General features: G+C 69.9%; 23 protein-coding genes and 2 pseudogenes. 19 read left to right on the forward strand and 6 right to left on the reverse strand.

Annotated elements, in window-relative coordinates; genetic code table 11:
- Positions 1-289 precede the first annotated feature (289 nt).
- Together fabB and fabA are read right to left on the reverse strand one after the other, a co-directional pair.
- A complete protein-coding gene (gene fabB, locus HNR00_RS08415; protein WP_183567813.1) occupies positions 290-1,516 on the reverse strand; it encodes a beta-ketoacyl-ACP synthase I in 1,227 nt (408 codons plus the stop codon).
- 254 nt (positions 1,517-1,770) lie between these two features.
- Positions 1,771-2,310, reverse strand: coding sequence for a 3-hydroxyacyl-[acyl-carrier-protein] dehydratase FabA (gene fabA, locus HNR00_RS08420; RefSeq protein WP_183567816.1), 540 nt, complete (start codon positions 2,308-2,310; stop codon positions 1,771-1,773).
- Between the two features lie 259 nt (positions 2,311-2,569).
- On the opposite strand from fabA, the gene irr reads away from it, so the two are divergent.
- Positions 2,570-3,073: a Fur family transcriptional regulator Irr gene (gene irr / locus HNR00_RS08425; RefSeq protein WP_183567819.1), complete on the forward strand. Its 504-nt coding sequence runs from the start codon at positions 2,570-2,572 to the stop codon at positions 3,071-3,073.
- 57 nt (positions 3,074-3,130) lie between these two features.
- On the opposite strand, the gene HNR00_RS08430 is transcribed toward irr, so the two are convergent.
- On the reverse strand, positions 3,131-3,730 hold the full coding sequence (locus HNR00_RS08430; RefSeq protein ID WP_183567822.1) for an SH3 domain-containing protein: 600 nt from the start codon (positions 3,728-3,730) through the stop codon (positions 3,131-3,133).
- Positions 3,731-3,954: 224 nt separating this feature from the next.
- Here HNR00_RS08430 and HNR00_RS08435 point away from each other — a divergent pair, with 224 nt between their 5' ends.
- On the forward strand, positions 3,955-4,959 hold the full coding sequence (locus tag HNR00_RS08435) for a 2-hydroxyacid dehydrogenase (protein ID WP_183567825.1): 1,005 nt from the start codon (positions 3,955-3,957) through the stop codon (positions 4,957-4,959).
- A gap of 101 nt (positions 4,960-5,060) precedes the next feature.
- Here the strand turns inward: HNR00_RS08435 and HNR00_RS08440 are convergent, their stop codons facing one another.
- Complete coding sequence (locus tag HNR00_RS08440; protein ID WP_183567828.1) at positions 5,061-6,077, reverse strand: bifunctional riboflavin kinase/FAD synthetase; 1,017 nt, start codon at positions 6,075-6,077, stop codon at positions 5,061-5,063.
- A 320-nt stretch (positions 6,078-6,397) separates the two neighbouring features.
- On the opposite strand from HNR00_RS08440, the gene HNR00_RS08445 reads away from it, so the two are divergent.
- From HNR00_RS08445 to HNR00_RS08455, 3 genes are all read left to right on the forward strand, one after another.
- A complete protein-coding gene (locus HNR00_RS08445) occupies positions 6,398-6,781 on the forward strand; it encodes a response regulator (protein WP_056243882.1) in 384 nt (127 codons plus the stop codon).
- Between the two features lie 109 nt (positions 6,782-6,890).
- Positions 6,891-7,427, forward strand: coding sequence for a protein phosphatase CheZ (locus HNR00_RS08450; RefSeq protein ID WP_183567831.1), 537 nt, complete (start codon positions 6,891-6,893; stop codon positions 7,425-7,427).
- A gap of 116 nt (positions 7,428-7,543) precedes the next feature.
- A complete protein-coding gene (locus HNR00_RS08455) occupies positions 7,544-7,804 on the forward strand; it encodes a hypothetical protein (RefSeq protein ID WP_376770363.1) in 261 nt (86 codons plus the stop codon).
- Here HNR00_RS08455 and HNR00_RS08460 read toward each other — a convergent pair whose 3' ends face one another.
- On the reverse strand, positions 7,805-9,298 hold the full coding sequence (locus tag HNR00_RS08460) for an EAL domain-containing protein (RefSeq protein WP_183567834.1): 1,494 nt from the start codon (positions 9,296-9,298) through the stop codon (positions 7,805-7,807).
- A gap of 325 nt (positions 9,299-9,623) precedes the next feature.
- Between HNR00_RS08460 and HNR00_RS08465 the strand changes: the two genes are divergently transcribed.
- The 3 genes from HNR00_RS08465 to HNR00_RS08475 all read left to right on the forward strand — a co-directional run bounded on the left by HNR00_RS08465 (position 9,624) and on the right by HNR00_RS08475 (position 13,026).
- Entirely contained in the window at positions 9,624-9,845 is a 222-nt protein-coding gene (locus HNR00_RS08465; RefSeq protein WP_183567837.1) for a heavy-metal-associated domain-containing protein, read from the forward strand.
- Positions 9,846-9,850: 5 nt separating this feature from the next.
- Positions 9,851-11,173 (forward strand): omega-aminotransferase AptA, encoded by a 1,323-nt coding sequence (aptA, locus tag HNR00_RS08470; RefSeq protein WP_512698592.1) that lies wholly within the window; start codon positions 9,851-9,853, stop codon positions 11,171-11,173.
- 179 nt (positions 11,174-11,352) lie between these two features.
- Entirely contained in the window at positions 11,353-13,026 is a 1,674-nt protein-coding gene (locus HNR00_RS08475) for a formate--tetrahydrofolate ligase (protein WP_183567840.1), read from the forward strand.
- A gap of 128 nt (positions 13,027-13,154) precedes the next feature.
- Here the strand turns inward: HNR00_RS08475 and HNR00_RS08480 are convergent.
- Positions 13,155-13,817: pseudogene (locus HNR00_RS08480) on the reverse strand (ISAs1 family transposase); the annotation flags it as partial.
- 112 nt (positions 13,818-13,929) lie between these two features.
- On the opposite strand from HNR00_RS08480, the gene map reads away from it, so the two are divergent.
- The 11 genes and pseudogenes from map to cynS all read left to right on the forward strand — a co-directional run bounded on the left by map (position 13,930) and on the right by cynS (position 25,066).
- Positions 13,930-14,682, forward strand: coding sequence for a type I methionyl aminopeptidase (gene map, locus HNR00_RS08485; RefSeq protein ID WP_183567843.1), 753 nt, complete (start codon positions 13,930-13,932; stop codon positions 14,680-14,682).
- A gap of 116 nt (positions 14,683-14,798) precedes the next feature.
- Positions 14,799-15,677 (forward strand): collagen-like protein, encoded by an 879-nt coding sequence (locus HNR00_RS08490; RefSeq protein ID WP_183567846.1) that lies wholly within the window; start codon positions 14,799-14,801, stop codon positions 15,675-15,677.
- 270 nt (positions 15,678-15,947) lie between these two features.
- A pseudogene (locus HNR00_RS08495) lies at positions 15,948-16,082 on the forward strand (IS256 family transposase); the annotation flags it as partial.
- Between the two features lie 93 nt (positions 16,083-16,175).
- The gene (locus HNR00_RS08500; RefSeq protein WP_183567852.1) at positions 16,176-17,777 is read left to right on the forward strand and encodes a sigma-54 interaction domain-containing protein; all 1,602 of its coding nucleotides are present in this window, start codon (positions 16,176-16,178) and stop codon (positions 17,775-17,777) included.
- Between the two features lie 210 nt (positions 17,778-17,987).
- Complete coding sequence (locus HNR00_RS08505; protein ID WP_183567855.1) at positions 17,988-18,539, forward strand: OsmC family protein; 552 nt, start codon at positions 17,988-17,990, stop codon at positions 18,537-18,539.
- A 57-nt stretch (positions 18,540-18,596) separates the two neighbouring features.
- Positions 18,597-19,775 carry an acyl-CoA dehydrogenase family protein gene (locus tag HNR00_RS08510; RefSeq protein ID WP_183567858.1) on the forward strand — a complete coding sequence of 393 codons (1,179 nt, stop codon included), beginning with the start codon at positions 18,597-18,599 and terminating at the stop codon, positions 19,773-19,775.
- Entirely contained in the window at positions 19,772-21,106 is a 1,335-nt protein-coding gene (locus HNR00_RS08515; protein WP_183567861.1) for an FAD-dependent oxidoreductase, read from the forward strand. The genes HNR00_RS08510 and HNR00_RS08515 overlap by 4 nt, the downstream gene beginning before the upstream one ends.
- A gap of 186 nt (positions 21,107-21,292) precedes the next feature.
- A complete protein-coding gene (locus HNR00_RS08520; RefSeq protein ID WP_183567864.1) occupies positions 21,293-22,654 on the forward strand; it encodes a CmpA/NrtA family ABC transporter substrate-binding protein in 1,362 nt (453 codons plus the stop codon).
- Positions 22,655-22,658: 4 nt separating this feature from the next.
- The gene (ntrB, locus tag HNR00_RS08525) at positions 22,659-23,498 is read left to right on the forward strand and encodes a nitrate ABC transporter permease (RefSeq protein WP_183567867.1); all 840 of its coding nucleotides are present in this window, start codon (positions 22,659-22,661) and stop codon (positions 23,496-23,498) included.
- An 8-nt stretch (positions 23,499-23,506) separates the two neighbouring features.
- Positions 23,507-24,487, forward strand: coding sequence for an ABC transporter ATP-binding protein (locus HNR00_RS08530; RefSeq protein ID WP_183567870.1), 981 nt, complete (start codon positions 23,507-23,509; stop codon positions 24,485-24,487).
- 90 nt (positions 24,488-24,577) lie between these two features.
- A complete protein-coding gene (gene cynS / locus HNR00_RS08535) occupies positions 24,578-25,066 on the forward strand; it encodes a cyanase (protein WP_183567873.1) in 489 nt (162 codons plus the stop codon).
- The last annotated feature ends 258 nt before the right edge of the window (positions 25,067-25,324 follow it).

Raw genomic sequence — 25,324 nt, forward strand, 5'->3', positions numbered from 1 at the left:
GCCTTCGGGTTGGATCGGATGAAATCAGAAGTAGCCGCGGGTGCCGGATTGCGCGTCGTTGATCAGGGTCTGCTTCGCACGCCACGCGACACTCGCGACGACCGCGACGCCGGTGACACAGAGGAAAGCGAGGAAACCGATCATGATGTGATCCTGGACACGTCCCAGTTAACGCCACTTTAACGGCAGGGTTCCGCGACCTCTTCAGTCGACATGCGAGCCTAAGCTCGGCCATATTGTTCGCAGATGCGAAGTCTAACCTGGGCGGTGCGGGAAGAAGCTTCGCCGTTCAGGCGTCCGGATGCTTGAGCACGAGGGTCGCGTTGGTGCCGCCGAAGCCGAACGAGTTCGACATGACGTGGCCGAGCTTGGCCCCGTCGCGGCGCTCCCGCAGGATCGGCATGTCGGCGAACGCCGGGTCGAGTTCGTCGATATGCGCGCTCTCGCAGATGAAGCCGTTGTTCATCATCAGGAGCGAGTAGATCGCCTCCTGCACGCCGGTCGCGCCCATGGAGTGGCCGGTGAGCGACTTGGTGGCCGAGATCGGCGGACAGGCGTCGCCCGCGCCGAACACCTCGCGGATCGCCTCGATCTCCTTGTCGTCGCCGACCGGCGTCGAGGTGGCGTGCGGGTTGATGTAATCGATCCGCGCGCCCTTCAGGCTCTCCATGGCCTGGCGCATGCACCGCACCGCACCCTCGCCGGAGGGGGCGACCATGTCGTGCCCGTCCGACGTCGCGCCGTAGCCGGCGATCTCGCCGTAGATGCGTGCCCCGCGGGCACGCGCATGCTCCAGTTCCTCCAGCACCAGCACGCCCGCGCCGCCGGCGATGACGAAGCCGTCGCGGTTGGCGTCGTAGGCGCGCGAGGCCCGGGCCGGGGTGTCGTTGTAGCGCGAGGACATGGCGCCCATGGCGTCGAACAGGACGGAGAGCGTCCAGTCAAGTTCCTCGCAGCCGCCCGCGAAGATCACGTCCTGTCGGCCGCCGCGGATGACCTCGGCGGCGTTGCCGATGCAGTGGTTCGAGGTCGCGCAGGCCGACGAGATCGAGTAGTTCACGCCGCGGATCTTGAACCACGTCGCGAGCGTGGCGGAGGCCGTCGAGCACATCGCCTTCGGCACGGCGAACGGGCCGACGCGCTTGGGACCCTTGTCTCGGGCGATCGCGGCCGACTCGACGATGGCGCGGGTGGAAGGACCGCCCGAGCCCATGATGATGCCGGTGCGCTCGTTCGAGATCTCGTTCGCCTCCAGCCCCGCGTCGCGGATCGCCTGATCCATGGCGACGTGGTTCCAGGCGGTGCCGCCGCCGTGGAAGCGCATGGCGCGGCGGTCCACCGCCTCCTCGGCCACGAGGGTCGGCGCCCCCGCGACCTGGCTGCGGAAGCCGTGCTCGGCCTGCGACGCCGAGCGCGCGATCCCGGAGCGGGCCTCGCGCAGGGAGGCCAGCACCTCCTGGGTGTTGTTGCCGATGGACGAGACGATGCCCATCCCGGTGATGACGACGCGCCGCATGGTGGCCCGGGCTTGCTGCGCCGCGGGTGCGCGGCACTTCCTTGACGGGTCAACTAGGATGCCGCGCGTTCAATCTCAACTGCTGTATTTTTTATGGCCTCAAGCACCGGCGGCCGCATCCGCGGCCGTGGCTTCCGCTTCGCCGGACGCCTCCGCTTGCGCCGGGGCCGTTGCGCGGGACGCTCTTCGCGCCCGGCTCAGCGGAGCTGCCGCTCGCTTCAACCGGAAGCGGCGGCTGGTCTCGTTCTTGAGGACTACGAGCGGAACAGCGCCACGCGCAGGTCGCTCGCCTCGTAGATGCGGCGACCGTCGGCCTCCAGCCAACCGTCGGCGATGCCGAGCACCAGCTTGCCCTGGCGGACGCGCTTGATGTCGATGCCGTAGACGACCTGCTTCACCGTCGGCAGCACTTGGTCCGAAAACTTCACCTCGCCGACGCCGAGAGCGCGCCCGCGGCCCGGGGCGCCGAGCCAGCCGAGATGGAAGCCGACGAGCTGCCACAGGGCGTCGAGGCCGAGGCAGCCCGGCATCACCGGATCGCCCTTGAAGTGGCACGGGAAGAACCAGAGGTCGGGGCGGATGTCGAACTCGGCCAGCACGTGGCCCTTGCCGTGGGCGCCGCCCTCGGCACCGATCGAGGTGATGCGGTCGAACATCAGCATCGGCGGCAGGGGCAGCTGGGCGTTGCCGACACCGAAGAGCTCGCCGCGTCCGCAGGCCAGCAGCTCCTCGTAGGAGTAGTTCGAGGCCCGCTGCGGGGTCGCGGTGTCGGTCTGCGGGTCGGAAGAAGCCATGGAGGGGTGCGTCCTCGTTGACGGACGAGTCCGATCGGTCGCCGGACAGGAAATGACGGGATCGGCGCCTCGTTAGCACAGGCGCCGTACGCGCTCAAAGCATTGTCGGATCGGGCACGGCCATGCCGGGACGGCAGAGAGCCATGCATCCCGCGGGGGAACCCACCCGCGTCGCCATGCTTCGGGTTGCCGCAGGACGGCCCGATCCGTATACTTCCGACTTCGTTATCCGTTCCGTAGGTGGGAATCACTCCCCGCGATGTCCGATCTGACGCCCCTCCAGGCCGTGCTGAACGCGCGGAGCCCATTGTCGGCCGACGGCTCCGTCCCGCGCCGCGGCTGCCCGCTGTCCGATCTGCGCGACCGCCTGCGTCGCGCCGGCCTGCGGCCGACCCGCCAGCGCCTGTCGCTCGGCTGGCTTCTGTTCGGGCGCGGCGACCGCCACCTGACCGCGGAAATGCTCTACGACGAGGCCATGCGCGCCAAGGTGCCGGTCTCGCTCGCGACCGTCTACAACACGCTGCACCAGTTCACCGAGGCGGGCCTGCTGCGCCAGCTGGCGCTCGACGGGTCGAAGGCCTATTTCGACACCAACCCGAGCGAGCACCATCACTTCTTCCTGGAGGAGGAGGGCGAGGTGCTCGACATGCCGGAATGCGGCATCTCGGTTGATTCGCTCCCCGATGCCCCCGAGGGCATGGAGATCGCTGGTGTCGAGGTTATCGTGCGCCTGCGTCGCCGCCCGGTTTCCGGCCGCGGCTGATCTTTTCGGATTTCCGAGACGTCGAAGGGCCCGGTTCGCCGGGCCCTTTCTCTTTGCTCAATCGATCTTCTCGTCCGGGTAGACGCCCCAGAGGCGGTCCTGGCGGATATAGCCGTCGACGTCGCCCTGCTTCTGCGGCAGCACCACGACGAGGCGGCACCACTGGCCGGTGCAGGTCTTCACGCTGCCGATGACGCCGGGCTGGAGCCGCGCCTCCTCGCCGGAGCCGTCGTCGGCGCGCGCCTTCAGCGGCACCGTGGTCTTGGCCGCATCCGCCTTCTCGCCCGAGGGCGGGATCACGACCGCGGTGCGTCGGCCCGACAGCAGCGAGTGCAGCACCCAGCCCTCGGTCCCCTCCGAATCGCGGATGCGCCGCCACGTCTCGAACTCGGCGACGATCTCGATCGGCAGACCGGCCCGCTGGAACACCCACAGGGTGCGGTGGTCCTTGGAGGGGCCCTCGCGCAGGTTGACGCGGTCGGTCTTGAGGCTGGCGTAGCGCGGCAGCGGCAGCTTCGTGACCGGTCCCTTGCCGACCTCGGAGGCCGCGGGCGCGGCCGGTGCCGCCCGCGCGGTCAGCGGCGCGATGAGGGCCAGCACCGCCGCCAGGATCGCGAGGCGGGCGGGATTCACCAGGGGAAGGGCAGGCGGGCGCATCGTCCTCGTCTCCGAACCGTGATTCCTCGCACAACCGAACCGGATTCGATCCGCTGAGCCTGCGAACCGGTCCGCATTGTGTTCCCCGACCTCTCTGATAGAGAGGCCAGACGTCCTGCGGCGCGGCCGGAGGCCGGCCGGGCACGACCGGCTCCATCTGGCCGCGTCGTGGTTAAGGGAGCGTAAGCCGGACCGAAACCGGGCCGGCGCTGCCGGGAGGGATCATGTCGTCATTGAAGCGCAAGCCGCTCGTGGTCGTCACCCGGCGTCTGCCGGACGCGGTCGAGACGCGCATGCGCGAATTGTTCGACACGCGCCTCAACCACGACGACGCACCGCTCTCGCCCGAAGCTTTGGCCGCCGCGATTCGCGAGGCCGACGTGCTGGTCCCGACCGTCACCGACGAGATCGGCGCGGGCCTGCTGGCCCAGGCCGGCCCGAACCTGCGGCTCATCGCGAATTTCGGCAACGGCGTCGATCACATCGACGTCGGCGCCGCGCTGGAGCGCGGCATCACCGTCACCAACACGCCCGGCGTGCTGACGGAGGACACCGCCGACATGACCATGGCGCTGATCCTGGCGGTCGCCCGCCGGATCGCCGAGGGCGCGCGCATCATCCCCGACGACGACTGGACCACCGGCTGGTCGCCGACCTGGATGCTCGGGCGCCGCATCACGGGAAAACGCCTCGGCATCGTCGGCATGGGCCGCATCGGCCAGGCGCTGGCCCGCCGCGCTAAGGCCTTCGGCCTGTCGATCCACTACCACAACCGCCGCCGCGTCCCGACGGCGATCGAGGAATCGCTCGACGCGACCTACTGGGAATCGCTCGACCAGATGCTGGCGCGCGTCGACATCGTCTCGACCAACTGCCCGCACACGCCCGCGACCTACCACCTGCTCTCGGCCCGCCGCCTCAAGCTGCTCAAGCCCGAGGCGATCGTGGTCAACACCGCCCGCGGCGAGGTGATCGACGAGAACGCGCTCGCGCGGCTGATCGAGGCGGGCGAGATCTCGGCGGCCGGCCTCGACGTATTCGAGCAGGAGCCCGCGGTGAGCCCGCGCCTCGTGCGGCTCGCCCGCACCGGCAAGGTCGTGCTGCTGCCGCATATGGGTTCGGCGACCCACGAGAGCCGCACCGACATGGGCGAGAAGGTCATCATCAACATCAAGACCTTCATGGACGGCCACCGCCCGCCGGACCGGATTCTGCCGAGCATGCTGTAGGGCGGGCGAGCCCCCTCTCCCACCCGAACCCCTCCTTCGAGGCCTCCGTTTCGCTGCGGCACCTCAGGGCGAGGGTCGGAACGAGCGGGAGCGCAGGGATCTCACCCCAGCATCGACGCCACCGCATCGCCCTGGATCGCCGCCTTCGCCCGCGCCGAATCCACGTCCATCTGCGCGATCAGCGCCTCGGCGCTCGAAAACTTCTCCTCGCCGCGCAGGAAGGCGAGCAGTTCGACCGCGATCTCCTGACCGTAGAGGTCGCCCGAGTAATCGAACAGATGGACTTCGAGCAGCGGCGCGCCGTCGTCGAAGGTCGGGCGGCGGCCGTAGCTCGCCACGCCCGGCACGAGGCGGCCGTCGGGCAGGCGCACCCGCACGGCGTAGATGCCGTGGGCGAGCCCGCAGGAATCGAGGGCGAGGTTGGCGGTGGGGTAGCCGAGCGTGCGCCCGCGCTTGTCGCCGTGGCGCACCTTCGCCATCACGAACCAGCGATAGCCCAGAAGCGCGTTGGCCCGCGCCATGTCGCCCGCGGCGAGCGCTGCGCGGATCGCGCTCGACGAGATCGGCGCGCCGCCCGGCCCCCCGGCGACCGCCGGCACGATCCGGCAACTGATCCCGGCCTCCCGGCACAGGTCGGCCAGGATCGCGGGCGTGCCGGCGCGGCCCCGCCCGAAATGGAAGTCGTGGCCGATGACGACGCCCGCCAGTCCGAGATCGTCGCGCAGCCAGCCCTCGACGAAGCCGCGGGGGCTCGTCGCCGCAAGCGTGCCGTCGAAGCGGCGCACGAACAGGCCGTCGAGCCCGAGGCGGCCGAACACGATCTCCTTGGCCGTCGGCCCGGTGAGGCGGAACATCGGCTGATCGGGGGCGAAGAAGGCGCGCGGATGCGGCTCGAAGGTCAGCACGGCGGCGGGCCGCGCGCCGGCCTGTCGGTTCACGGCGTCTTGCCGCACCGCCTCGATCAGCGCCCGATGGCCGCGATGCACGCCGTCGAAATTGCCGAGCGCCGCCACGGCGCCCCGGAGCGCGGGCGGCACGGGGTCGTCCGGCCCGCAGACCGTGAAGGGACGGACACCGGAGGTTTGGCCGGGCTCGGTGGGAAAATCGCCTGACGGCATCGGCTCCTGCGGGGGCATGACGGCGGACCGGAGGCGGACGGCGCCTGAGAGCGCCCAGGAACGCCCAAGAACGCCCACGCCGCACGGGGCGGCTTGGCGAAAACCGTCTGTCCGGTCAAGCGAGGCGGTGGCGTGGCGGAGCCGCACCACGCGCACTGGCGTGGCGGGTCATGAAGACCAGACCTCGGCAGTTAAACTTTTCGAAATCCGCCGGTGTCTATTGTCGCGAGGACGGGAGGCTCCTCCGCGCTCGGGCCGCCGTCCTGTTCGCCCGAGTGAGCCGCCAGCACCGACATCAGGGACAACGGAGCACGATTCACATGGCCCTCGACCTCAGCATGCCGATCCTGGTGGTCGACGACTACCAGACCATGGTGCGCATCATCCGCAACCTCCTGAAGCAGCTCGGCTTCGAGGATGTGGATGAGGCCTCCGACGGGACCGCCGCGCTCGCCCGCCTCAAGGGCCGCAAGTACGGCCTCGTCATCTCCGACTGGAACATGGAGCCGATGACGGGCTACGAGCTGCTTCGCCACGTCCGCGCCGACGAGGGCCTGCGCACCACGCCGTTCATCATGGTTACCGCGGAGTCGAAGACCGAGAACGTCATCGCCGCCAAGAAGGCCGGCGTGAACAACTACATCGTCAAGCCGTTCAACGCGGCGACGCTGAAGACCAAGATCGAGGCCGTCTGCGGCGCCTGACCGCCGCCGGCCCGCGCCCGCCGCGGCTCGTCCGCGGCGGGGTGCCGGGCCCGACCTCACCCGGTCCATCCCGCAACGTCCCCGTCGAGGGACGCTCGAGAGCTTTTCCATGGGATCGATGGCCCTCCCGCGCGACGTCCGGTCGTCGTCAAGCACGCCCTCGGCGATGATCCAGGAACTCCGCGACATCGCGGACTACATCGCCAAGCTTCGAGACGCCATCGGGCTGCTCAGGGCCAACGAACTCACCCGCGACCGTCTGCCGATGGTCCACGAGGAACTCGGCGAAGTGGTCGCTGCCACGGCGGGCGCCACCAACACGATCATGAGCAGCGCCGAGACCATTCTCGGCCTTGCCGACGGACCCGGCTACCGTGCCGCGGTCGAGGCGAGGATCTTCGACATCTTCGAGGCCTGCGCCTTCCAGGACATCACCGGCCAGCGCATCGCCAAGGTCGCGGAGGCGATGAGCCAGCTCGAAAGCCGCCTCTCGCGCTTCACCGTGGCGGTGAAGGCCCGCGACGCGGGCGGCGTCGACGAGGGCGAGGTCGACCGGCGCAAGCGCAACGAGTCGCTGCTGCTCAACGGCCCGCAGAAGGGCGGCCCGGCCACCCCGCAGGACGCCATCGACGCGCTGTTCGACTGACCGCCCTCTTCGAACGGGAATGCGGTCGAGCGTACGGCCAAGCTGCCTTGATCGCGACACCCGTTGTGCGAAAAACTGTCAAGGTCGTCCCGGACAACGGGCCGTGGATTCGAAAAATGAATCCGAAGGGGCTGACCATGGCGAGCATCGACCTGCGGACCGAGCGTGTTTCCGGCCAGATTTCGGGTGACGTCCTCGATCGCGCCCACGCGCAGGGGCGCCTCGACCATTCCATCGCGGCCACGCTTCTGGTCATCGCCGCCGCCCGCGTCGAGCGGGAGGCCGCGCCCGTCCACGCCGCGCGCCAGCGGCTGGCCGAAGTCTACGGCGCGACGCGCCTGCGCCGCCGCCTGGAGCGCGAATCCGCGACTGGCTGATCAACTCGCCCGTCTCAGAAAATCCCGGAACGGACGCCGCTGCGGCGGCGGGCTCGGCGGCGGATCGGGGGAGGGGGGCGGCGTCGGCGCCGGGGCATTCGCCTCGGTCAGCACCTCCGCCCGCACCGCCCGCGGCGCGGCGAAGACAGACCCTTGCGCCAGCGGCACGTCGAGGTCGATCAGGTCCGGCACCTCGCTCTCGCTCTCGACGCCGGTCGCCACCAGCCGGATGCCGGCCCGCGACAGCGAGGCGACGAGATCCTCCAGCGCAATCTCCGGCATCGCGTCGCGCGGCAGCGGGCGCAGGATCAGGCCGGCCGGCACCTTGACTTGACTGATCCCGCGCTCGGCGAGCGCCACGGCGTCGAAGCGCAGGTCGCTCGGCCGGTCCATGACGAAGCCGATCCGACCTTTGAGCCCGGCGAGGAGCGCCGCCTGCTCCGCGTCGAGATTGCGCCAACTCGTCTGCGGCAGGGCGAGCACGACGCGGCCGGCGAGATCCGGTCCGTCGGCGACGAGCCGCCCGAGCGAGCGCAGGAACCCCGGCTCGAACAGCGAGTGCGGCGTGAGCCCGTAGCCCACCGCCGCCGGGCTGCCGCGCCCCTGCAGGTGGCGGGCGATGGTGGCGACCCGCTGCAGCATCCGCCGGTCGAGCGCCGTGGTGCGGCCGTGGCGCTCCAGCACCGGCAGAAAAAACTCCGGATCGAGCATGTCCGCGCCGACCTTCAGCCGCGGCAGCGCCTCGTAGGCCGTCACCTTGCGCTGCGGCAGGGTCACGATCGGCTGCAGAAAGACCTCCAGCCCCTCGCCGTCGAAGGCCTCGACCAGCGCCGCCTCGGCGGCGGCGTCGCGCGGCGGCGGCTCGATCCGCGCGGGCGGCGGCAGGTTGGTGCGCGGCACGAGCCGGGCGGCGGGCTCCGGCGCGGCGGGCTCCGTCGGCGGGGCGGGTCCAGCCGGCCGCACCGCGGCACGCTCCTGCACCGTCCTCTCCTGCACCGTCCTCTCCTGCGCGGCCCTCTCTTGGGCCACCCTGATCCGGGCGATGTCGCCGTCCTGGTTCGCCACCACGGCGGCGAGTTCGCGCACGATGCCGCTGAGCAGGCCGATCTCCGCCGTGACCTCCTCGATGCCGGAGGCGAGCCGCGTCTCCAGAGCCGCGACGGCCTGCTCGGACGCGCCTGACGCGGGCTGGGGCGCGGTGTGCGACGAGGGCACCTGATGGCGGGTCTGGACCAGGGCGGCGGCGACCGCCTCCAGCTTGACGAGTCGTTGCGACAGCACGCCGATCTCGCGGCTCACCACCTCCTGCGCGGTCGCCATCGCGACGAGGCGGCGGCGCAGGAAGAGGCCGCTCACGACCGCGAGGCCGGAGACGCCGGCCGCCGCGGCGAGCGGCAGGTAGATCGCCAGCGGCACGAGGATCAGGACGACGATGAGGCCGAGGATCCAGGGGGTGCGGCGCGGGCCGATCGTCGGGGCTGTCGGTGTCTTCACCGTCGGTCGACGCGCTTCTTCTCGGGCGGCCTCGGGCCGCAGGCCCCCCCGGAACGGGACCGCCTGAAGGCCGTCCCGCATGGACTACGTAAACCACTGTCGCCGAGCCTGCCCGCTGCTGCAAGGCGGGCTGCCGCTTTGTCCCTGTGCAAAGCTCGGACGGAGCGTTCCGCGCTTGCCATCGGTGGGACCGTGCCCGACATGGGGTGGAGCCGTGTCCGACCTGATAGCATCCGGTCGGCGCCTCTGAATTTTGCTTGGCCGCGCATTCTTTCGACGAACCGGTTTCCACGTCGTCGGACTGCGCTCCGGCGAGGAGACAGACATGGACGACACGCCGATCGAACTGACGATGCGCGTCGAAGGCATGACCTGCGAGGGCTGCGCCAACGCCGTGCGCCGCACGATCCAGCGGCTCGACGCGCAGGCACAGGTGGCGGTGGACGTGGAGCACGGCCGCGTCACCGCGACGACCCGCGCGCAAAGCCTCGACGTCGCGCAGGCGCTGACGAAAGCCGGCTACACCGCCACCGCGATGACGGGCTGAACACCGTGGAGGGGAGCCCGCGCAACGACCTCGACGCGTGGTGGATGCCGTTCACGGCCAACCGCGCGTTCAAGCGGGCCCCGCGCCTGATATCCGAGGCGGATGGCCTCTACTACCGCGACGCCGGTGGCAAAAAAATTCTCGATGGAATCGCGGGCCTGTGGTGCTGCAATGCCGGCCACAACCGGGCGCCCATCGTCGCGGCGATCCGCGCGCAGGCGGGGCGGCTCGATTACGCGCCGCCGTTCCAGTTCGGCCATGAGCCCGCCTTCGCGCTGGCCGCCCGGCTCGCGGCCCTCGCGCCCGCCGGGCTCGACCACGTGTTCTTCTGCAATTCCGGCTCCGAGGCGATCGACACCGCCCTCAAGATCGCGCTGGCCTATCGCCACGCCCGCGGAGAGGCCGGGCGCACTCAGCTGATCGGGCGCGAGCGCGGCTATCACGGCGTCGGCTTCGGCGGCATCTCGGTCGGCGGCCTGCCGAACAACCGCAAGACCTTCGGGCACGGCCTGTCCGGCATCGACCACCTGCCGCACACCTACGACCGGGCGCATCAGGCGTTTTCCGTCGGCGAACCGGAATGGGGCGCCCATCGCGCCGACGACCTCGAGCGGATCGTAGCGCTGCACGACGCCTCGACCATCGCGGCCGTCATCGTCGAGCCGATGGCGGGCTCGACCGGCGATCTGCCCCCACCCGTCGGCTACCTGAAACGGTTGCGCGAGATTTGCGAACGCCACGGCCTGCTGCTGATCTTCGACGAGGTCATCACCGGGTTCGGCCGGCTCGGCACCGCCTTCGCCGCCGAGCGCTACGGCGTGACGCCGGATATGATCTGCTTCGCCAAGGGCGTGACCTCCGGCGCGGTGCCGCTCGGCGGCGTCATCGTGGCCGAGCCCATCCACGCCGCGCTGATGCAGGGGCCGGAGCGGGCGATCGAGCTGTTTCACGGCTACACCTATTCCGGCCACCCGCTCGCCTGCGCGGCAGGCCTCGCGGCGCTCGACCTCTATCGCGACGAGGGCCTGTTCGAGCGGGCACGGAGCCTGGAACCGGTCTTCGCGGAGGCCCTGATGTCCTTGCGCGACGCGCCGAACGTCCTCGACATCCGCACCTGCGGGTTGGCGGCGGGCATCGACCTCGCGCCCCATCCCGACGGGCCGGGAGCGCGGGGCTTTGCCGTGATGGAGCGCGCCTTCCACGACCACGACCTCGTGGTGCGAATCTCCGGCGACACCCTGGCGCTGTCGCCGCCTTTGATTGTCGGCGCGGACGACATCGCCGGGCTAGTCGAGCGGCTCGGAAAAGCGATCCGGGCGGCAACGTGAGGGCCGTCACGGTCCTCTGAAGAAAGTTGCTGGGGTTTCTCAAAAATTTCCGAGAGGCTTTTGCCCTCGGCTTCGCCCAAACTGCGCCGAACGCTCTATCGTGGCCGTAGGGTTCGCCCGCTCGTGCCCCGCTTCTGCGTGGGCACACGCTCACGCCACAAGAAACGACGGTGAAGGAAATGCCCTCAGACATCGAGATCGCCCGCGCGGCGACCCTCAAGCCCATCGCCGCGGTCGCCGAGAAGCTCGGCGTGCCCGAGGACGCGCTGCACAATTACGGCAAGCACATCGCCAAGATCGATCACGGCTTCATCCAGTCGCTCGACGGCAAGCCCGAGGGCAAGCTGGTGCTCGTCACCGCGATCTCGCCGACGCCCGCGGGCGAGGGCAAGACCACGACGACGGTCGGCCTCTCGGACGGCCTCAACCGCATCGGCAAGCGCACCGTCGCCTGCCTTCGCGAGCCCTCGCTCGGCCCCTGCTTCGGCATGAAGGGCGGTGCTGCCGGCGGCGGCAAGGCCCAGGTCGTGCCGATGGAGCAGATCAACCTGCACTTCACCGGCGACTTCCACGCCATCACCTCGGCCCACTCGCTGGCCGCGGCGCTGATCGACAACCACATCTATTGGGCCAACGAACTCAACATCGACGTGCGCCGTATCCACTGGCGCCGCGTCGTCGACATGAACGACCGGGCGCTGCGCGCCATCAACCAGTCGCTCGGCGGCGTCGCCAACGGCTTTCCGCGCGAGGACGGGTTCGACATCACCGTGGCGTCCGAGGTCATGGCGGTGTTCTGCCTCGCAAAGGATCTGGCCGACTTGGAGGAGCGCCTCGGCCGTATCGTCATCGCCGAGACCCGCGACCGCAAGCCGGTGACGCTGGCGCAGGTGAAGGCCACTGGCGCCATGACCGTGCTGTTAAAGGACGCGCTGCAGCCCAACCTCGTGCAGACGCTGGAGGGCAACCCGGCCCTGATCCATGGCGGCCCGTTCGCCAACATCGCCCACGGCTGCAACTCGGTGATCGCCACCCGGACCGGCCTTCGGCTCGCCGACTACACCGTCACGGAAGCCGGCTTCGGCGCCGACCTCGGCGCGGAGAAGTTCCTCGACATCAAGTGCCGCCAGACCGGCTTGCAGCCCTCGGCGGTCGTCATCGTCGCCACCATCCGCGCCCTCAAGATGCACGGCGGCGTCAACAAGAAGGATCTGGCCGGCGAGAACCTCGACGCCCTGGAGAAGGGTTTTGCGAATCTCGAGCGCCACGTGAAGAACGTGCGCAGCTTCGGCCTGCCGGTGGTGGTCGGCGTGAACCACTTCTTCCAGGACACCGATGCCGAGCACGACAAGCTCAAGGAGCTGTGCCGCGACAAGCTTCAGGTCGAGGCCATCACCTGCAAGCATTGGGCCGAGGGCGGCGCGGGCGCCGAGCAACTGGCGCAGGCCGTGGTGAAGCTGGCGGAAGGCGAGCAGAAGCCGCTGACCTTTGCCTACGAGACCGAGTCGAAGCTCACCGACAAGATCAAGGCGATCGCGACCAAGCTCTACGGCGCCGCCGACATCCAGGTCGAATCGAAGGCCGCGACCAAGCTCGCCGGCTTCGAGAAGGACGGCTACGGCCAACTGCCGATCTGCATGGCCAAGACGCAGTACTCGTTCTCGACCGACCCGACCCTGATGGGCGCGCCGTCCGGCCACCTCGTCTCGGTGCGCGACGTGCGCCTCTCGGCCGGCGCCGGCTTCGTCGTGGTGATCTGCGGTGAGATCATGACGATGCCGGGCCTGCCCAAGGTCCCGGCGGCGGACAACATCCGGCTCGACGCCAACGGGCAGATCGACGGGCTGTTCTAACCCCTTCGAAAACCCTCCCCCGGCGGATCTCGGGCCTGCCCGAGATCCGCAAGCGCCGATCCGAATCGGGCAAGCCCGACCTGGGTGGGCCCGACTTGTGTGGGGGAGGGTGCCCGCGGAGCGGGCGGGAGAGGGGGCCTGTGCTGCTCGCCGGGATGGCGGCGATCCGAGACCATCCAAGCGACGTCGTGGCACACGCCGGCGCGACGGCGTTTGAGGCGGCGAGCGTCGTTGTCGAGGCTCTCGTGGGTGTCGGCGATCGACGCACCCGGATCGGCGAAGAGGCGCACGTCGTCGTGGGGGGAGGGGCGGTTGCCCTTGAGCGCCGTCAGACAGTCGTCGCCTCGGGCCACGATGGTCTCGGCGATGGCGGTCCGGGTGCCCATCGCGTCGGGGGTGACGAGGGCGCCCCGGAGTTCGAGCCGCTCCGGACGGTAGGGGATGGCGGTGATCTCGTTGCTCTCGTCGGCGACCGCCGCCTGGCCGAGCACGAGGCGCCGACGGGCGGCCCAGGCCGTGAAGCCGGCCTTGAAGAGATCGGCGTCGAGCGCGTCGACGACATCGTCGAGGGTGTCGTGGGCGGGCACGCCGCGCGCATAGGGCAGGAAGCGGTGCAGGAAGTCCAGGCGCTGCTCGCCCCAGAGCCGGATCTCGACGAAGTCGTCCATGCCACACAATGTGGCGCACGGGATCAGCAGCAGGATTTCGGGCAACGGGTAGACCACACGCCAGCGCCGGCGCGGAACGGTCAGGGCGGAGAAGTGGTCGAGGATCGACAGCGAGGACGGCATCGGCAGCTCACCGGAGGCAAGCCGCCGCGTGACTCACAAGACGCCCATTCGGCGAACCAAGGCCTCCTCACGCTGAAGCGATCCCCCTGAGCCGGTTGACCGAGGAATCTCCATGACGGTGTCGAGCGAGGACGAACTGGCGGCGTTGAAGCGGATCGGGCGCATCGTCGCCGACACGCTGGAGGCGATGGGCCGGGCCATCGAGCCCGGCATGACCACGCGCGAACTCGACGCGATCGGACGGAGCGTCTTGGAGGCAGCGGGCGCCCGGCCGGCGCCGGAGACGGTCTACGGATTTCCCGGCGCCACCTGCATCAGCGTCAACGAGGAGATCGCCCACGGCATCCCCGGCGAGCGCCGGATCGCGGCGGGCGACCTCGTCAACATCGACGTGTCGGCGCAGATGAACGGCTATTTCTCCGACACCGGCGCCTCGTTTCCCGTTCCGCCGGTGACGCGGGCGACGGAGCGGCTGTGCAAGGACGGGCGCCGGGCGCTCTGGGCCGGCCTGCGCCAGGTCGGCACGGGCCGGCCGATCGCCGGCATCGGCCGGGCGGTGGGGGCTTTTGCCGAGAAGAACGGCTATACGCTGGTGCGCAACCTCGCGAGCCACGGCGTCGGCCGCGCGCTGCACGAGGAGCCGACCGAGATCGCGACCTGGCCCGATGCGTCCGAGCGCCGGATCATGACCGAGGGTCTGGTGCTCACCGTCGAGCCGTTCCTGTCGCTCGGCGCCGACTTCGCCGAGAACCGCGACGACGACCCCTGGACCCTCTACAGCCGCCCGCGCGCCCGCACGGTGCAGTACGAGCACACGGTGGTGGCCACCCGCAACGGGCCGCTGATCCTGACGATGGCGGGGTAGGCGGCCGCGATCCTGCGGGAAAGGTGAGCGCCGCCGGGCTTGACCGTTCTGCCCGGCGCGCCGAAACCTTCCACCGCCGCGCCGGAAGACGCGCGGATCAGCCGGGAGGGACGAGAATGCCTGCGACGCGCGCCGTGGGACGTTGGCCGTGGCCGATCCTGATGGCGGGGCTGCTGCTCGCCGCACCGGCCGCCGCCCAGCAGGCCGAGGCGCCCGCCTCTCGGGTACGCCCGGCCCAGGCTCGGCCGAAGGCGGCGGTGCCGCCGATCCAGATCTGGGACGCGCGGATCGAGGGCGGCGATCTGCGGATTTCCGGCAGCATCCGCAAGAGCGGCCAGACCGTGATCCTCGACGAGGACATCTCCGTGCTGTCCGACCGCCGCTGGCGCTTCGAATTCCGTCTACCCTATCGGCCGGCCTCCTGCGTGGCCGTGCTGAAGAGCGGCGAGGACGAGCGCGAGGCGGTGATCGCCGACTGCGCGCCGGAAGGCCCGCCCGGCAAGGCCGGCGAGCCGGGCCCGGTCGGGCCGCAGGGCGTGGCGGGTCTCCAGGGGCCGCCCGGTCCCGCCGGCATCCAGGGTCCGCCCGGTGCTCCGGGGCCTCAAGGACCGCAGGGGCCGAAGGGCGAGCGCGGCGAGACCGGCCCGGCCGGGGCGCCCGGTCCCGCCGGTCCTGCGGGTGCGGCCGGTCCCCGAGGGGAGGCCGGTCCCAAGGGCGAGGCTGGTCCGAAGGGGGAGGCGGGTGCCAAGGGCGAGCCCGGTCCCAAGGGGGAGGACGGAGCCAGGGGCGAGGCCGCCGCTTCGGCCGCGAGCCCGTTCCGGGTGGTGCGCACGCAGACCTGCCCGGACACCGGCTGCACCCTCGCCTGCGAGCCCGGCGAGGTCTTCGCCTCGGCGATCTGCCTCAAGGGCGGGCCCGCGACCTTCGACTCGGAGACGGCCGCCACCTGTCCGGTGGGCAGCGGCGGCATGACCGGGGTCTGCGCCAAGCCCTGACCAGGGCGCGAACCCATGATTGTCGATCGGCGTCCGATCGGGGCTCCGACTCGCTTTCGGTGAAGGCGGGTTGAGGGATCTCGGCTGGTGCCGTCGGCGATCCTGCCACGCTCCTCGGCCTTCATCCCGGTTCGGTCGTCCCACCCGGCCTTGTCGTCGATTGGCCTGCCCCGGTCGTGTCCCAGGCAGCGGTGTCGCCGAAAGGTGGTCATCGGTGATGGCCGGGTGGGTTCGGGGTGCGACAGCCAACCCCGAACCCGCGAGCCCCCGATGACCGATGCGACGACGAGCCTTCGCGGCTTGCCGGAGAAGAACGCCGACGTCGATCGGCTGCGCGCGAGGATCGGCTTTTCGGCCGAGCGTCTGATGGAACCGGAGGTGGGTGGCCCGTCGATGAGCGGGCATCGGGTTCGGCACCGACGGCTCGGGCCGCATCCGATTTGCACGAGCCTTGCAGATCGGTGAGGCACCGACCGAGCATCCGGGACGAGCCGAGGAATGGATGGACCTATCCGCAGAGCCGCGTCGGGCACGCATTGGCGCACGCAGGAGATGTTCCTCATCCAGGAGGTGATGAACCTGATCGGCAAGGGCCTGCGTCTCGATCAGGTCGCCCGCGAGATGCTGCATCTCCTGTCCGAGATCGTCGGGCTCAATCGCGGGCGCATCGTGCTGAAGGACCCCGAGGGTGAGGGGTACCGCATCGCCCATTCCTACGGGCTGACCCGCGAGGAAGCGGCGCGGGGCCGTTACGCGCCGGGCGAGGGCGTCACCGGGCGCGTCATTCAGGACGGCCACCTCATCATCGTGCAGGACATCGACAAGGATCCGACCTTCCTCGGGCGCGCCGTGGCGCGGGCGCAACTGCCCCGCGGCGCCGTCTCCTTCCTGGCGCTTCCGATCCGGGTCGATCACCGCACCGTCGGCGCCATCGCCTGCCACCGCATCCGGCACCGGGAGCGGGCGTTGTCGGACGATCTCACGATCCTGCGCATCATCGCCACCATGGTCAGCCAGTTGCTGACCCTGAACGAGCGGGTGGAGCGCAAGACGCGGGCGCTGGAGGAGCACAACGACATGCTGGCGCGGGAGCTGCGCATCAAGCGCGCCCGCTACGGCATCATCGGCACCTCTCCGGCCCTGCTGCGCGCGCTGGCGCAGATCGAGAAGGTCGCGCATGCCACCGCGAGCGTGCTGCTGCTCGGCGAGTCCGGGACCGGCAAGGAACTGTTCGCGCGCGCGCTCCACCTCGCGAGCCCGCGGCGCGACCGGCCCTTCATCAAGGTCAATTGCGCGGCGATCCCCGACAGCTTGTTCGAATCCGAGCTGTTCGGCCACGAGCGCGGCGCCTTCACCGGGGCGGTCGAGGCGCGGGCCGGCTGGTTCGAGCAGGCGAGCGGCGGAACGATCTTCCTCGACGAGATCGGCGAGATGCCGGCGATCCTCCAGACCAAGCTCCTGCGCACCCTGCAGGAGGGCACGGTCGTGCGCCTCGGCGGCAAGCGCGAGATCCGGGTCGACATGCGCCTCGTGGCCGCGACGAACCGCGACCTCGCCGCCGAGGTCGCCCACGGGCGCTTCCGCGAGGACCTGTTCTACCGCCTCAACGTCGTGCCGATCACCCTGCCGCCGCTGGCGGAGCGGCGCAGCGACATCCCCGATCTGGTGCTGCACTTCCTCACCCGGGCGAACCAGGCCAACCAGCGCAACGTCAACCTGACGCAAGCCGCGGTGGCCCATCTCGCCCGGCAGCCCTGGCCGGGCAACATCCGCCAGCTCGCCAACTTCATCGAGCGACTGGTGCTGCTGGCGAGCGAGGGCGTCCTCGACGTCGAGGACGTACGGCCGATGCTCGAGGGCGTTCCCGTCACCGCGCCGACGGCCTTCGCGGCGACCCTCTATCCGGCTCCGGAGCGGGAGGCGGCATTGCGGGCGATGGGCACCGTTCGGCCCTACCTGCCCGCGGACTCGCACGGGCACGCGGAACTCCGCATGGCCCTCAGCCAAGCCGGCGGCAACAAGACCCGCGCGGCGCAGCGGCTCGGGCTGACCGAGCGGCAGTTCTCCTATCGCTGGCGCAAGCTCCAGTCGACGGTGTGACCGGCGTCGACCAAACCCGACATTGTCGACACAATGTCGACAATCATTGACGCCTCACAATGAGACCGCGAGCGGAAAATTCGATCAAGCTATTGATTGAATTATAGTTTGAGAAAAATCGCACGCTCGCCCGTTCTGGCACCCGCCTTGCGCAAGTCCCTTCGAGCCGGCCCCGACACATCCAGGGCCCGAGCCGAACAGGAGTTGTCGATGAGCGCGAGCGCCGCCCCCCAAACCGTCACCACCTATCTGCGCCCGATCGACCGCGATGGCCTGATGCAGTTCGCCGAGAAGGGCCGCGGCAACCCCGGCTCGCGCGGCACCAACAAGGTCCACACCGTCGTCGACGGGCAATATCGCACCCTGAGCTATGTCGGCGACCATCGGCCGGTCGTGGTGGACGAGCCGCTCCACCTCTTCGGCGAGAACACCGCCCCGGCGCCGGGCGAGATCGTGCTCTCGGCGCTCGGCGGCTGCCTCGCCGTCGGCATCACCGCGGTGGCCACGTGGAAGCAGGTGCGTCTCTCGCGCCTCGAACTGCATCTGGAGGGCGACATCGGCAACCCCGCCGCCTGGGGCGCCGGCGGCGCCGAGACGCTGCCCGCCGACATGGGCTTCCAGGAGATCCGGGTCGCCGTGACCATCGAGGGCGATGCGAGCCGCGAGGAACTCGACGCCATCGTGCAGCACGCCAACCACTTCTCGCCGGTGGCGAATTCCATGCGCAACCCGATCCCCTTCAAGATCGGTCTCGCCGCCTGACGCCCGCGGCGGGGCCGGGCGTGCTCCGCCGTCTTCCCACCTTCGAGGAGAAGCACGATGCCGAGCGCCCTCGCTCTCCGGCCGGCGGAGGACCGTCTCGCGGCCGCGCCGGACCGCCCCGATTGGACCGACGCGGCCGTCCTCGCTGCCACCCAGGCCATCGCCGACGGCCCCTTGAGCGCGGCGGCGGCGAAGATCGACCGCGGCGCCTACCCGCTCGAACTCCTCGGCCGGCTCGGGGAAGCGGGCGCGCTCGGCGTCCATCTCGACCGGCACGGCGCCCGCCTCGGCCTGTCGATCGCCGCGATGCAGGCCGCGAGCCGGGCCTGCGGCGCCACCGGCTTCCTGATGTGGTGCCACGATGTCTGCGGCCTCTATCTGGAGCAATCGGACAACCCGGCGTTGACCGGCGCGGTGCTCGACGCCCACGCGGCGGGCCGGACCTTCGGCGGCACGGCTTTGTCCAACCCGATGAAGGCGTTCGCGGGAATCGAGCCGATCCTGCTGCGGGCCCGGCGCGTCCCCGGCGGCTACCGGGTCAGCGGCATGCTGCCCTGGGTCAGCCATATCGGGCCGGGCCAGTATTGCGGCGCCATCGCGGGCGTCACCGGCCCCGGCGACACGATCAGCCACGAGATCATGTTCCGGTTGGCCTGCGACCGGGCCGAACTGCGGCCCTGCCCGCATTTCTCCGGCATGGAGGGCACCAGCACCTGGGGGTTGCGGGTGGACGACCTCTTCGTCGGACACGACGACCTCATCGCCGATCCGGCCCGCCCCTTCATCGGCCGCATCCGCGGTGCGTTCATCCTGCTCCAGTGCGGCATGGGGCTCGGCGTCGCCGAGGGGAGCCTCGATTCCATGCTGGCGGTCGAGGAGACCCTCGGCCACGTCAACCAGTTCCTCGACGACCGCCCCGACACCATCGCAGCCGAACTCGCCGAACTCCGCGCCCGCGTGATGCGGCTCGCCGAGACGCCCTATGACGGCTCGACCGACACCCTGATCGATGTCCTCGACGCCCGGGCCCAGATCTCGGAACTGGCGTTGCGCGCCTCGCAATCGGCTCTCCTGCACCAGGGCGCGCGGGGCTACCTGATGTCGGCCGCCCCCCAGCGCCGCATCCGCGAGGCGCATTTCGTCGCCATCGTCACCCCGGCGATCAAGCATCTGCGCTGGGAGATGGCGCGGCTTTCGCGGGAGACGCTTCCCCATTCCGAGGGAGGCCGGGCATGAGCCTCCCCGAGCCCACGGACGGCCTCGGCCCCTGGCAGCAATTCCTCTGCCGGGCCTGCGGCCTGATCTACGACGAGGGCGAGGGCGATCCCGATAGCGGGCTGCCCCCCGGCACGCGATTCGCCGACATCCCCGAGGATTGGGCCTGCCCGATCTGCGGCGTCACCAAAGCGGATTTCGAGCCATACGTGAGACGCGCGAAGACCGCGCCGATGCCGGTCGCCGCTGCGCCGCAGCGCCGGCCCGGCGTGGTGATCGTCGGCGGCGGCATCAGTGGATGGAGCGTCGCCGAGGCGATCCGGGCCGAGGATGCGAGGCTGCCGATCACCCTGGTGAGCGCCTGCGACGGCGCCCGCTACCACAAGCCCGAACTCTCGGTCGCCCTCGGGCGTGGCCTCACGCCCGACGCTCTGCGCCGCGAGACCGGTGCGGCGGCGGCGGCCCGGTTGGGTCTGCGCCTGATGGCCGACACCGTCGCGGTCGGCCTTTCGCCCGAGCGCCGCTCGTTGCGCACCACGCGCGGGACGCTGCCCTACACCCACCTCGTCCTCGCCCACGGCGCCCGCGCGGCGCTGCCGGCCTGCCTCGACCCGGCCCTGTGCTGGCGGGTGAACGACCTCGCCGCATGGTCCTCCCTCCACGCCGAACTGGCGTGGCGCCCCCGAACGGTCGCGGTGATCGGCGCGGGCATGGTCGGCTGTGAACTCGCCGAGGATCTGGCGCGGGCCGGCCACGCCGTCACCCTGGTCGGCGCCGACGCGCTGCCGCTGCCCGAACTGCTGCCCGAGCAGGCCGGGCGGCGCCTCCTTGCGGGCCTCGAAGGGCTCGGCATCCGCTACCGGGAAAGAAGCCTCGTCAGCGGCCTGAGCCGGCGTCCGGACGGCACGGTCGCGCTGGCGCTCGCCGACGGCACGAGCCTCGCCGCAGCGACCGTCATCGCTGCGACCGGCCTCGCCACCCCCTCGCGCCTCGTGCGCGGGGCGGGCCTCGCCTTCGATCGCGGCATCGTCGTCGATCCGGCGACCCTGCGCACGAGCGGGCCGGACATCTTCGCGCTCGGCGACTGCATCAGCCTCGCGGGGCAACCCTGCCGCTTCATCGAGCCGATCGCCCGCCAAGCCGCGACCATCGCGAGCGCGATCCTGGGACGGGGCCATCCGGCCTACGCGCATGCCGCTCCGGTCATCCGCCTGAAGACCCGCTCGGCCCCGATCGCGCTGCACGGCACCCCCGTCGCCGGGGCGCCCTGGCACGTCGTCGAGGACAGCCCGCAGCGGCTCGCGATGGAGCAGCGGCAGGGCGGCGAAGTCATCGCCTGGCTCGCGGCCTGACATCCACTCTCCTGCGCCCGACCCTGCCGACAATGTCGACAATCGGTCGACATTGTCGGTGGCCGCGCGGTCCACCGAACCGATCATGCGATCGATAAGTAACTGACAAAAAATCAGAAATAAAAAATCCAAGCGCTTGGCGCGACTGTTGCTGAGAGAGCTCCATCTGCCTCGCCGGAGACCGTGATGGCCCCCTTCGACAATCCCTTCGATGCCAAACGCCGCTCGGCCCGCGGCGGCTGCTCCTGCGGGGCGCATGACAGCCAGGCCGCGCACGAGGCGGCGCTGCCGACGGGCGACGCCGCGATCGAGCGGGCCGTCGCGGCGACGATGCTGCGCGCCCTGTTCCCGTACGCGCCCGAGCGCCGCGCCTTCCTGCGGAGCGTGGGGGCCTCGACCGCGGCGGCGGCCGTCAGCCAGTTCCTGCCGACGAAGTTCGTCGCCGAGGCCTTCGCCGAGGAGGCCAAGCCCGAGAAGACCGACCTCAAGGTCGGCTTCATCCCGATCACCTGCGCCACGCCGATCATCATGGCCAAGCCGATGGGCTTCTACGAGAAGCAGGGCCTCAACGTCGACGTGGTGAAGACCGCCGGCTGGGCGGTGGTGCGCGACAAGACCCTGAACAAGGAATACGACGCCGCCCACATGCTGGCGCCGATGCCGCTCGCCATCACCCTCGGGCTCGGCTCGAACCCGGTGCCCTTCGCGGTTCCGGCCATCGAGAACGTCAACGGACAGGCAATCTGCCTCGCGAATAAGCACAAGGACAATCGCGACCCGAAGAACTGGAAGGGCTTCAAGCTCGCGATCCCGTTCGATTACTCGAACCACAACTATCTGCTGCGCTACTATCTGGCCGAGCACGGCATCGACCCAGATACCGACGTGCAGTTGCGCTCGGTGCCGCCGCCGGAGATGGTCGCGAACCTCCGCGCCGACAACATCGACGGCTTCCTCGCCCCCGACAACGTCGTCCAGCGCGCGGTCTACGACGGCGTCGGCTTCATCCACATCCTGTCGAAGGAGATCTGGGACGGGCATCCCTGCTGCTCCTTCTCGGTGGCGCAGGACACGATCCGCGAGATGCCGAACGCCACGGCCGCGCTCCTGCGCGCCATCCTCCAGGCCACCGCCTACGCCTCGAAGACGGAGAACCGGAAGGAGATCGCCGCCGCGATCGCCCCGGCCAACTACCTCAACCAGCCGGTCACGGTGGTCGAGCAGGTGCTCACCGGCACCTATGCCGACGGGCTCGGCAACGTGAAGAAGGATCCCAAGCGCGTCGCCTTCGACCCGTTCCCGTACGAGAGCTTCGCGATCTGGACGCTGACCCAGATGAAGCGCTGGGGCCAGATCAAGGGCGACGTCGATTACGCCGGCGTCGCCAGACAGGTCTACCGCGCCACCGACGCCGCCAAGCTCATGCGGCAGGACGGGCTCGTCCCGCCCGAGACGACGACCAAGACCTTCGTGGTGATGGGCAAGACCTTCGATCCGGCCAAGCCCGCCGAATACTTGGAGTCCTTCAAGATCAAGCGCGCGAGCTGAGGCCATGCAACGCACCCTCTCGCTCCGCGCCGGCATCCTGTCGCTCGCGCTTCTCGCGCTGATCCTGCTCGGCTGGCAGGTCGCCGTCAGCGGCACCGCCAGCACCGAGGCCATGGACCCCGAATACGCCGCCCTGATGGGGCAGGCGGCCACCACCGGCAAGTCGGCCATGCCGGGCCCCCTCGATGTCGGGGCGACGATCTGGAAGCACCTGAAGGACCCGTTCTACGACCGGGGCCCCAACGACAAGGGCATCGGCATCCAGCTCGCCTATTCCATCGGCCGCGTGGCGCTCGGCTACGGGCTGGCGGTGATCGTGGCGATCCCGGTCGGCTTTCTCATCGGCATGTCGCCGCTGATGAGCCGGGCGCTCGATCCGTACATTCAGATCCTGAAGCCGGTCTCGCCGCTCGCCTGGATGCCGCTCGCCCTCTACACGATCAAGGATTCGAGCCTGTCGGCGATCTTCGTGATCTTCATCTGCTCGGTCTGGCCGATGCTGATCAACACGGTGTTCGGCGTCGCGGGCACCCGCAAGGAATGGCTCAACGTCGCCCGGACGCTCGAGGTCGGCCCGATCCGGCGCGCCTTCACGGTGATCCTGCCGGCCGCCGCGCCGACGATCCTCACCGGCATGCGCATCTCGATCGGCATCGCGTGGCTCGTCATCGTGGCGGCCGAGATGTTGGTCGGCGGCACCGGCATCGGCTACTTCGTCTGGAACGAGTGGAACAACCTCTCGATCACCAATGTGATCACCTCGATCCTCGTGATCGGCCTCGTCGGCATGGTCCTCGACCAGTTGCTCGCCCGCGCGCAAGCCCTCGTCACCTTTCCCGAATGAGGCGCCCTATGAGCACGCTCCTCCCGTTCGCGCGTCGCGCGCGCCGCCCTGTTCCCGACAGCGCCGAGGCCGGGACCAACCGCATGCCCACTTCCGAAAAATTCATCTCGATCGAGGGGATCGCCCGGCGCTATCCGACGCCGGGGGGCAAGGCCACGGCGATCTTCGAGAACCTGTGGCTGCCGATGCGCCGCGGCGAGTTCGTCTGCATGATCGGCCATTCCGGCTGCGGCAAGACCACGGTGCTCAACATCCTCGCCGGGCTCGACGCGCCCTCCGAGGGCGTCGTCATCGTCGACGGGCAGGCGATCACCGGCACCAGCCTCGACCGCGCCGTGATCTTCCAGGGCCACGCCCTGCTGCCCTGGCGCAGCGTGCTCGGCAACGTCGCCTACGCCGTGTCCTCGCGCTGGCGGAAGGCCAAGCGCGCCGAGATCGAGGCGCGGGCCAAGCAGGCGATCGCGACGGTGGGCTTGGCCGGCTCCGAGCACAAGCGCCCGTCGGAATTGTCCGGCGGCATGAAGCAGCGCGTCGGCATCGCCCGGGCGCTGGCCATCGAGCCCAAGATCCTGCTGATGGACGAGCCGTTCTCGGCCCTCGACGCGCTCACCCGCGGCACCCTGCAGGACGAGGTGCGCCGCATCTGCGTCGAGACCGGGCAGACGGTGTTCATGATCACGCACGACGTCGACGAGGCGATCTACCTCGCCGACCGGATCGTGCTGATGACCAACGGGCCGGAGGCGAAGGTCGCCGAGATCGTCGAGAACCCGCTGCCGAAGGAGCGCGACCGCACGCAGCTCCACCACGCATCGGGCTACTACGCCCTGCGCAACCACCTGATGGACTTCCTCGTGTCGCGCTCCCGAACCCTGCGGGACGCGATGCCGGAGGGCTACGACCCGCGTCATCCGCCCGTCGTCCGCCCCTCTCTCAGCGAGGCGGACGCCGCCGCGATCACCACCGACCCCCCGGCCCGCCGGGCCTGAGCCCGCCGCCCCGAGATCACCGCCTCGCCCCCGCTTCCGCACCGGAAGCGGGAAGGGAACCCCCATGCCCGAATCCAAGGAGATCGTTCGATGAAGCGCGAAGACCTGACCGAGAAGCTGCTCGACATCAAGCGCGAGAAGGCCTGGACCTGGAAGCACATCCAGGACGAGATCGGTGGCATTTCGCCGATCCTGATCACCGCCGCTTGCATGGGCCAGATGAAGCTTCCCAAGGCCCAGGCCGCCAAGGCCGCCGAGCTGTTCGGCCTGACGAAGGCCGAGGAGCGGATGCTGAACGAGGCGCCCTATCGCGGCTCGATTCCCGCGATGCCGCCGACCGACCCGCTGATCTACCGCTTCTACGAACTTGTGATGGTCTACGGCACGACGTGGAAGGAGCTGATCCAGGAGGAATTCGGCGACGGCATCATGTCGGCGATCGACTTCAACATGACCATGGAGCGCGAGCCCAACAACAAGGGCGACCGGGTGAAGATGAACCTCTCGGGCAAGTTCCTGCCGTACAAGTATTACGGCAACGACGAGGGCGTGCCGGAATACGGGTTCAAGGAGGCCTGAGCCTCGGCGCGTGCCCGGTTCTCATCGCGAAAGCCGGGGCAGCCCAGCGGCCTCCGGCCGTGCCCTGAGAGCCTGTTTGACGGGATTTTCCAAACAAATCCCCTCATCCTGAGGTGCTGCGAAGCAGCCTCGAAGGAGACCTCCAGTACTCGCTACGTGTTCTGGAGATCTCCTTCGAGGCTCCGCCTTCGGCTTCACACCTCAGGATGACGTAAGGGTTGGGACGAGCCTCATCCAAGAAGGATTGATCTATAAAAT

Origin of the sequence: Methylorubrum rhodinum (genome assembly GCF_014199935.1) — a bacterium.
Taxonomy (GTDB): Bacteria; Pseudomonadota; Alphaproteobacteria; order Rhizobiales; family Beijerinckiaceae; genus Methylobacterium; species Methylobacterium rhodinum.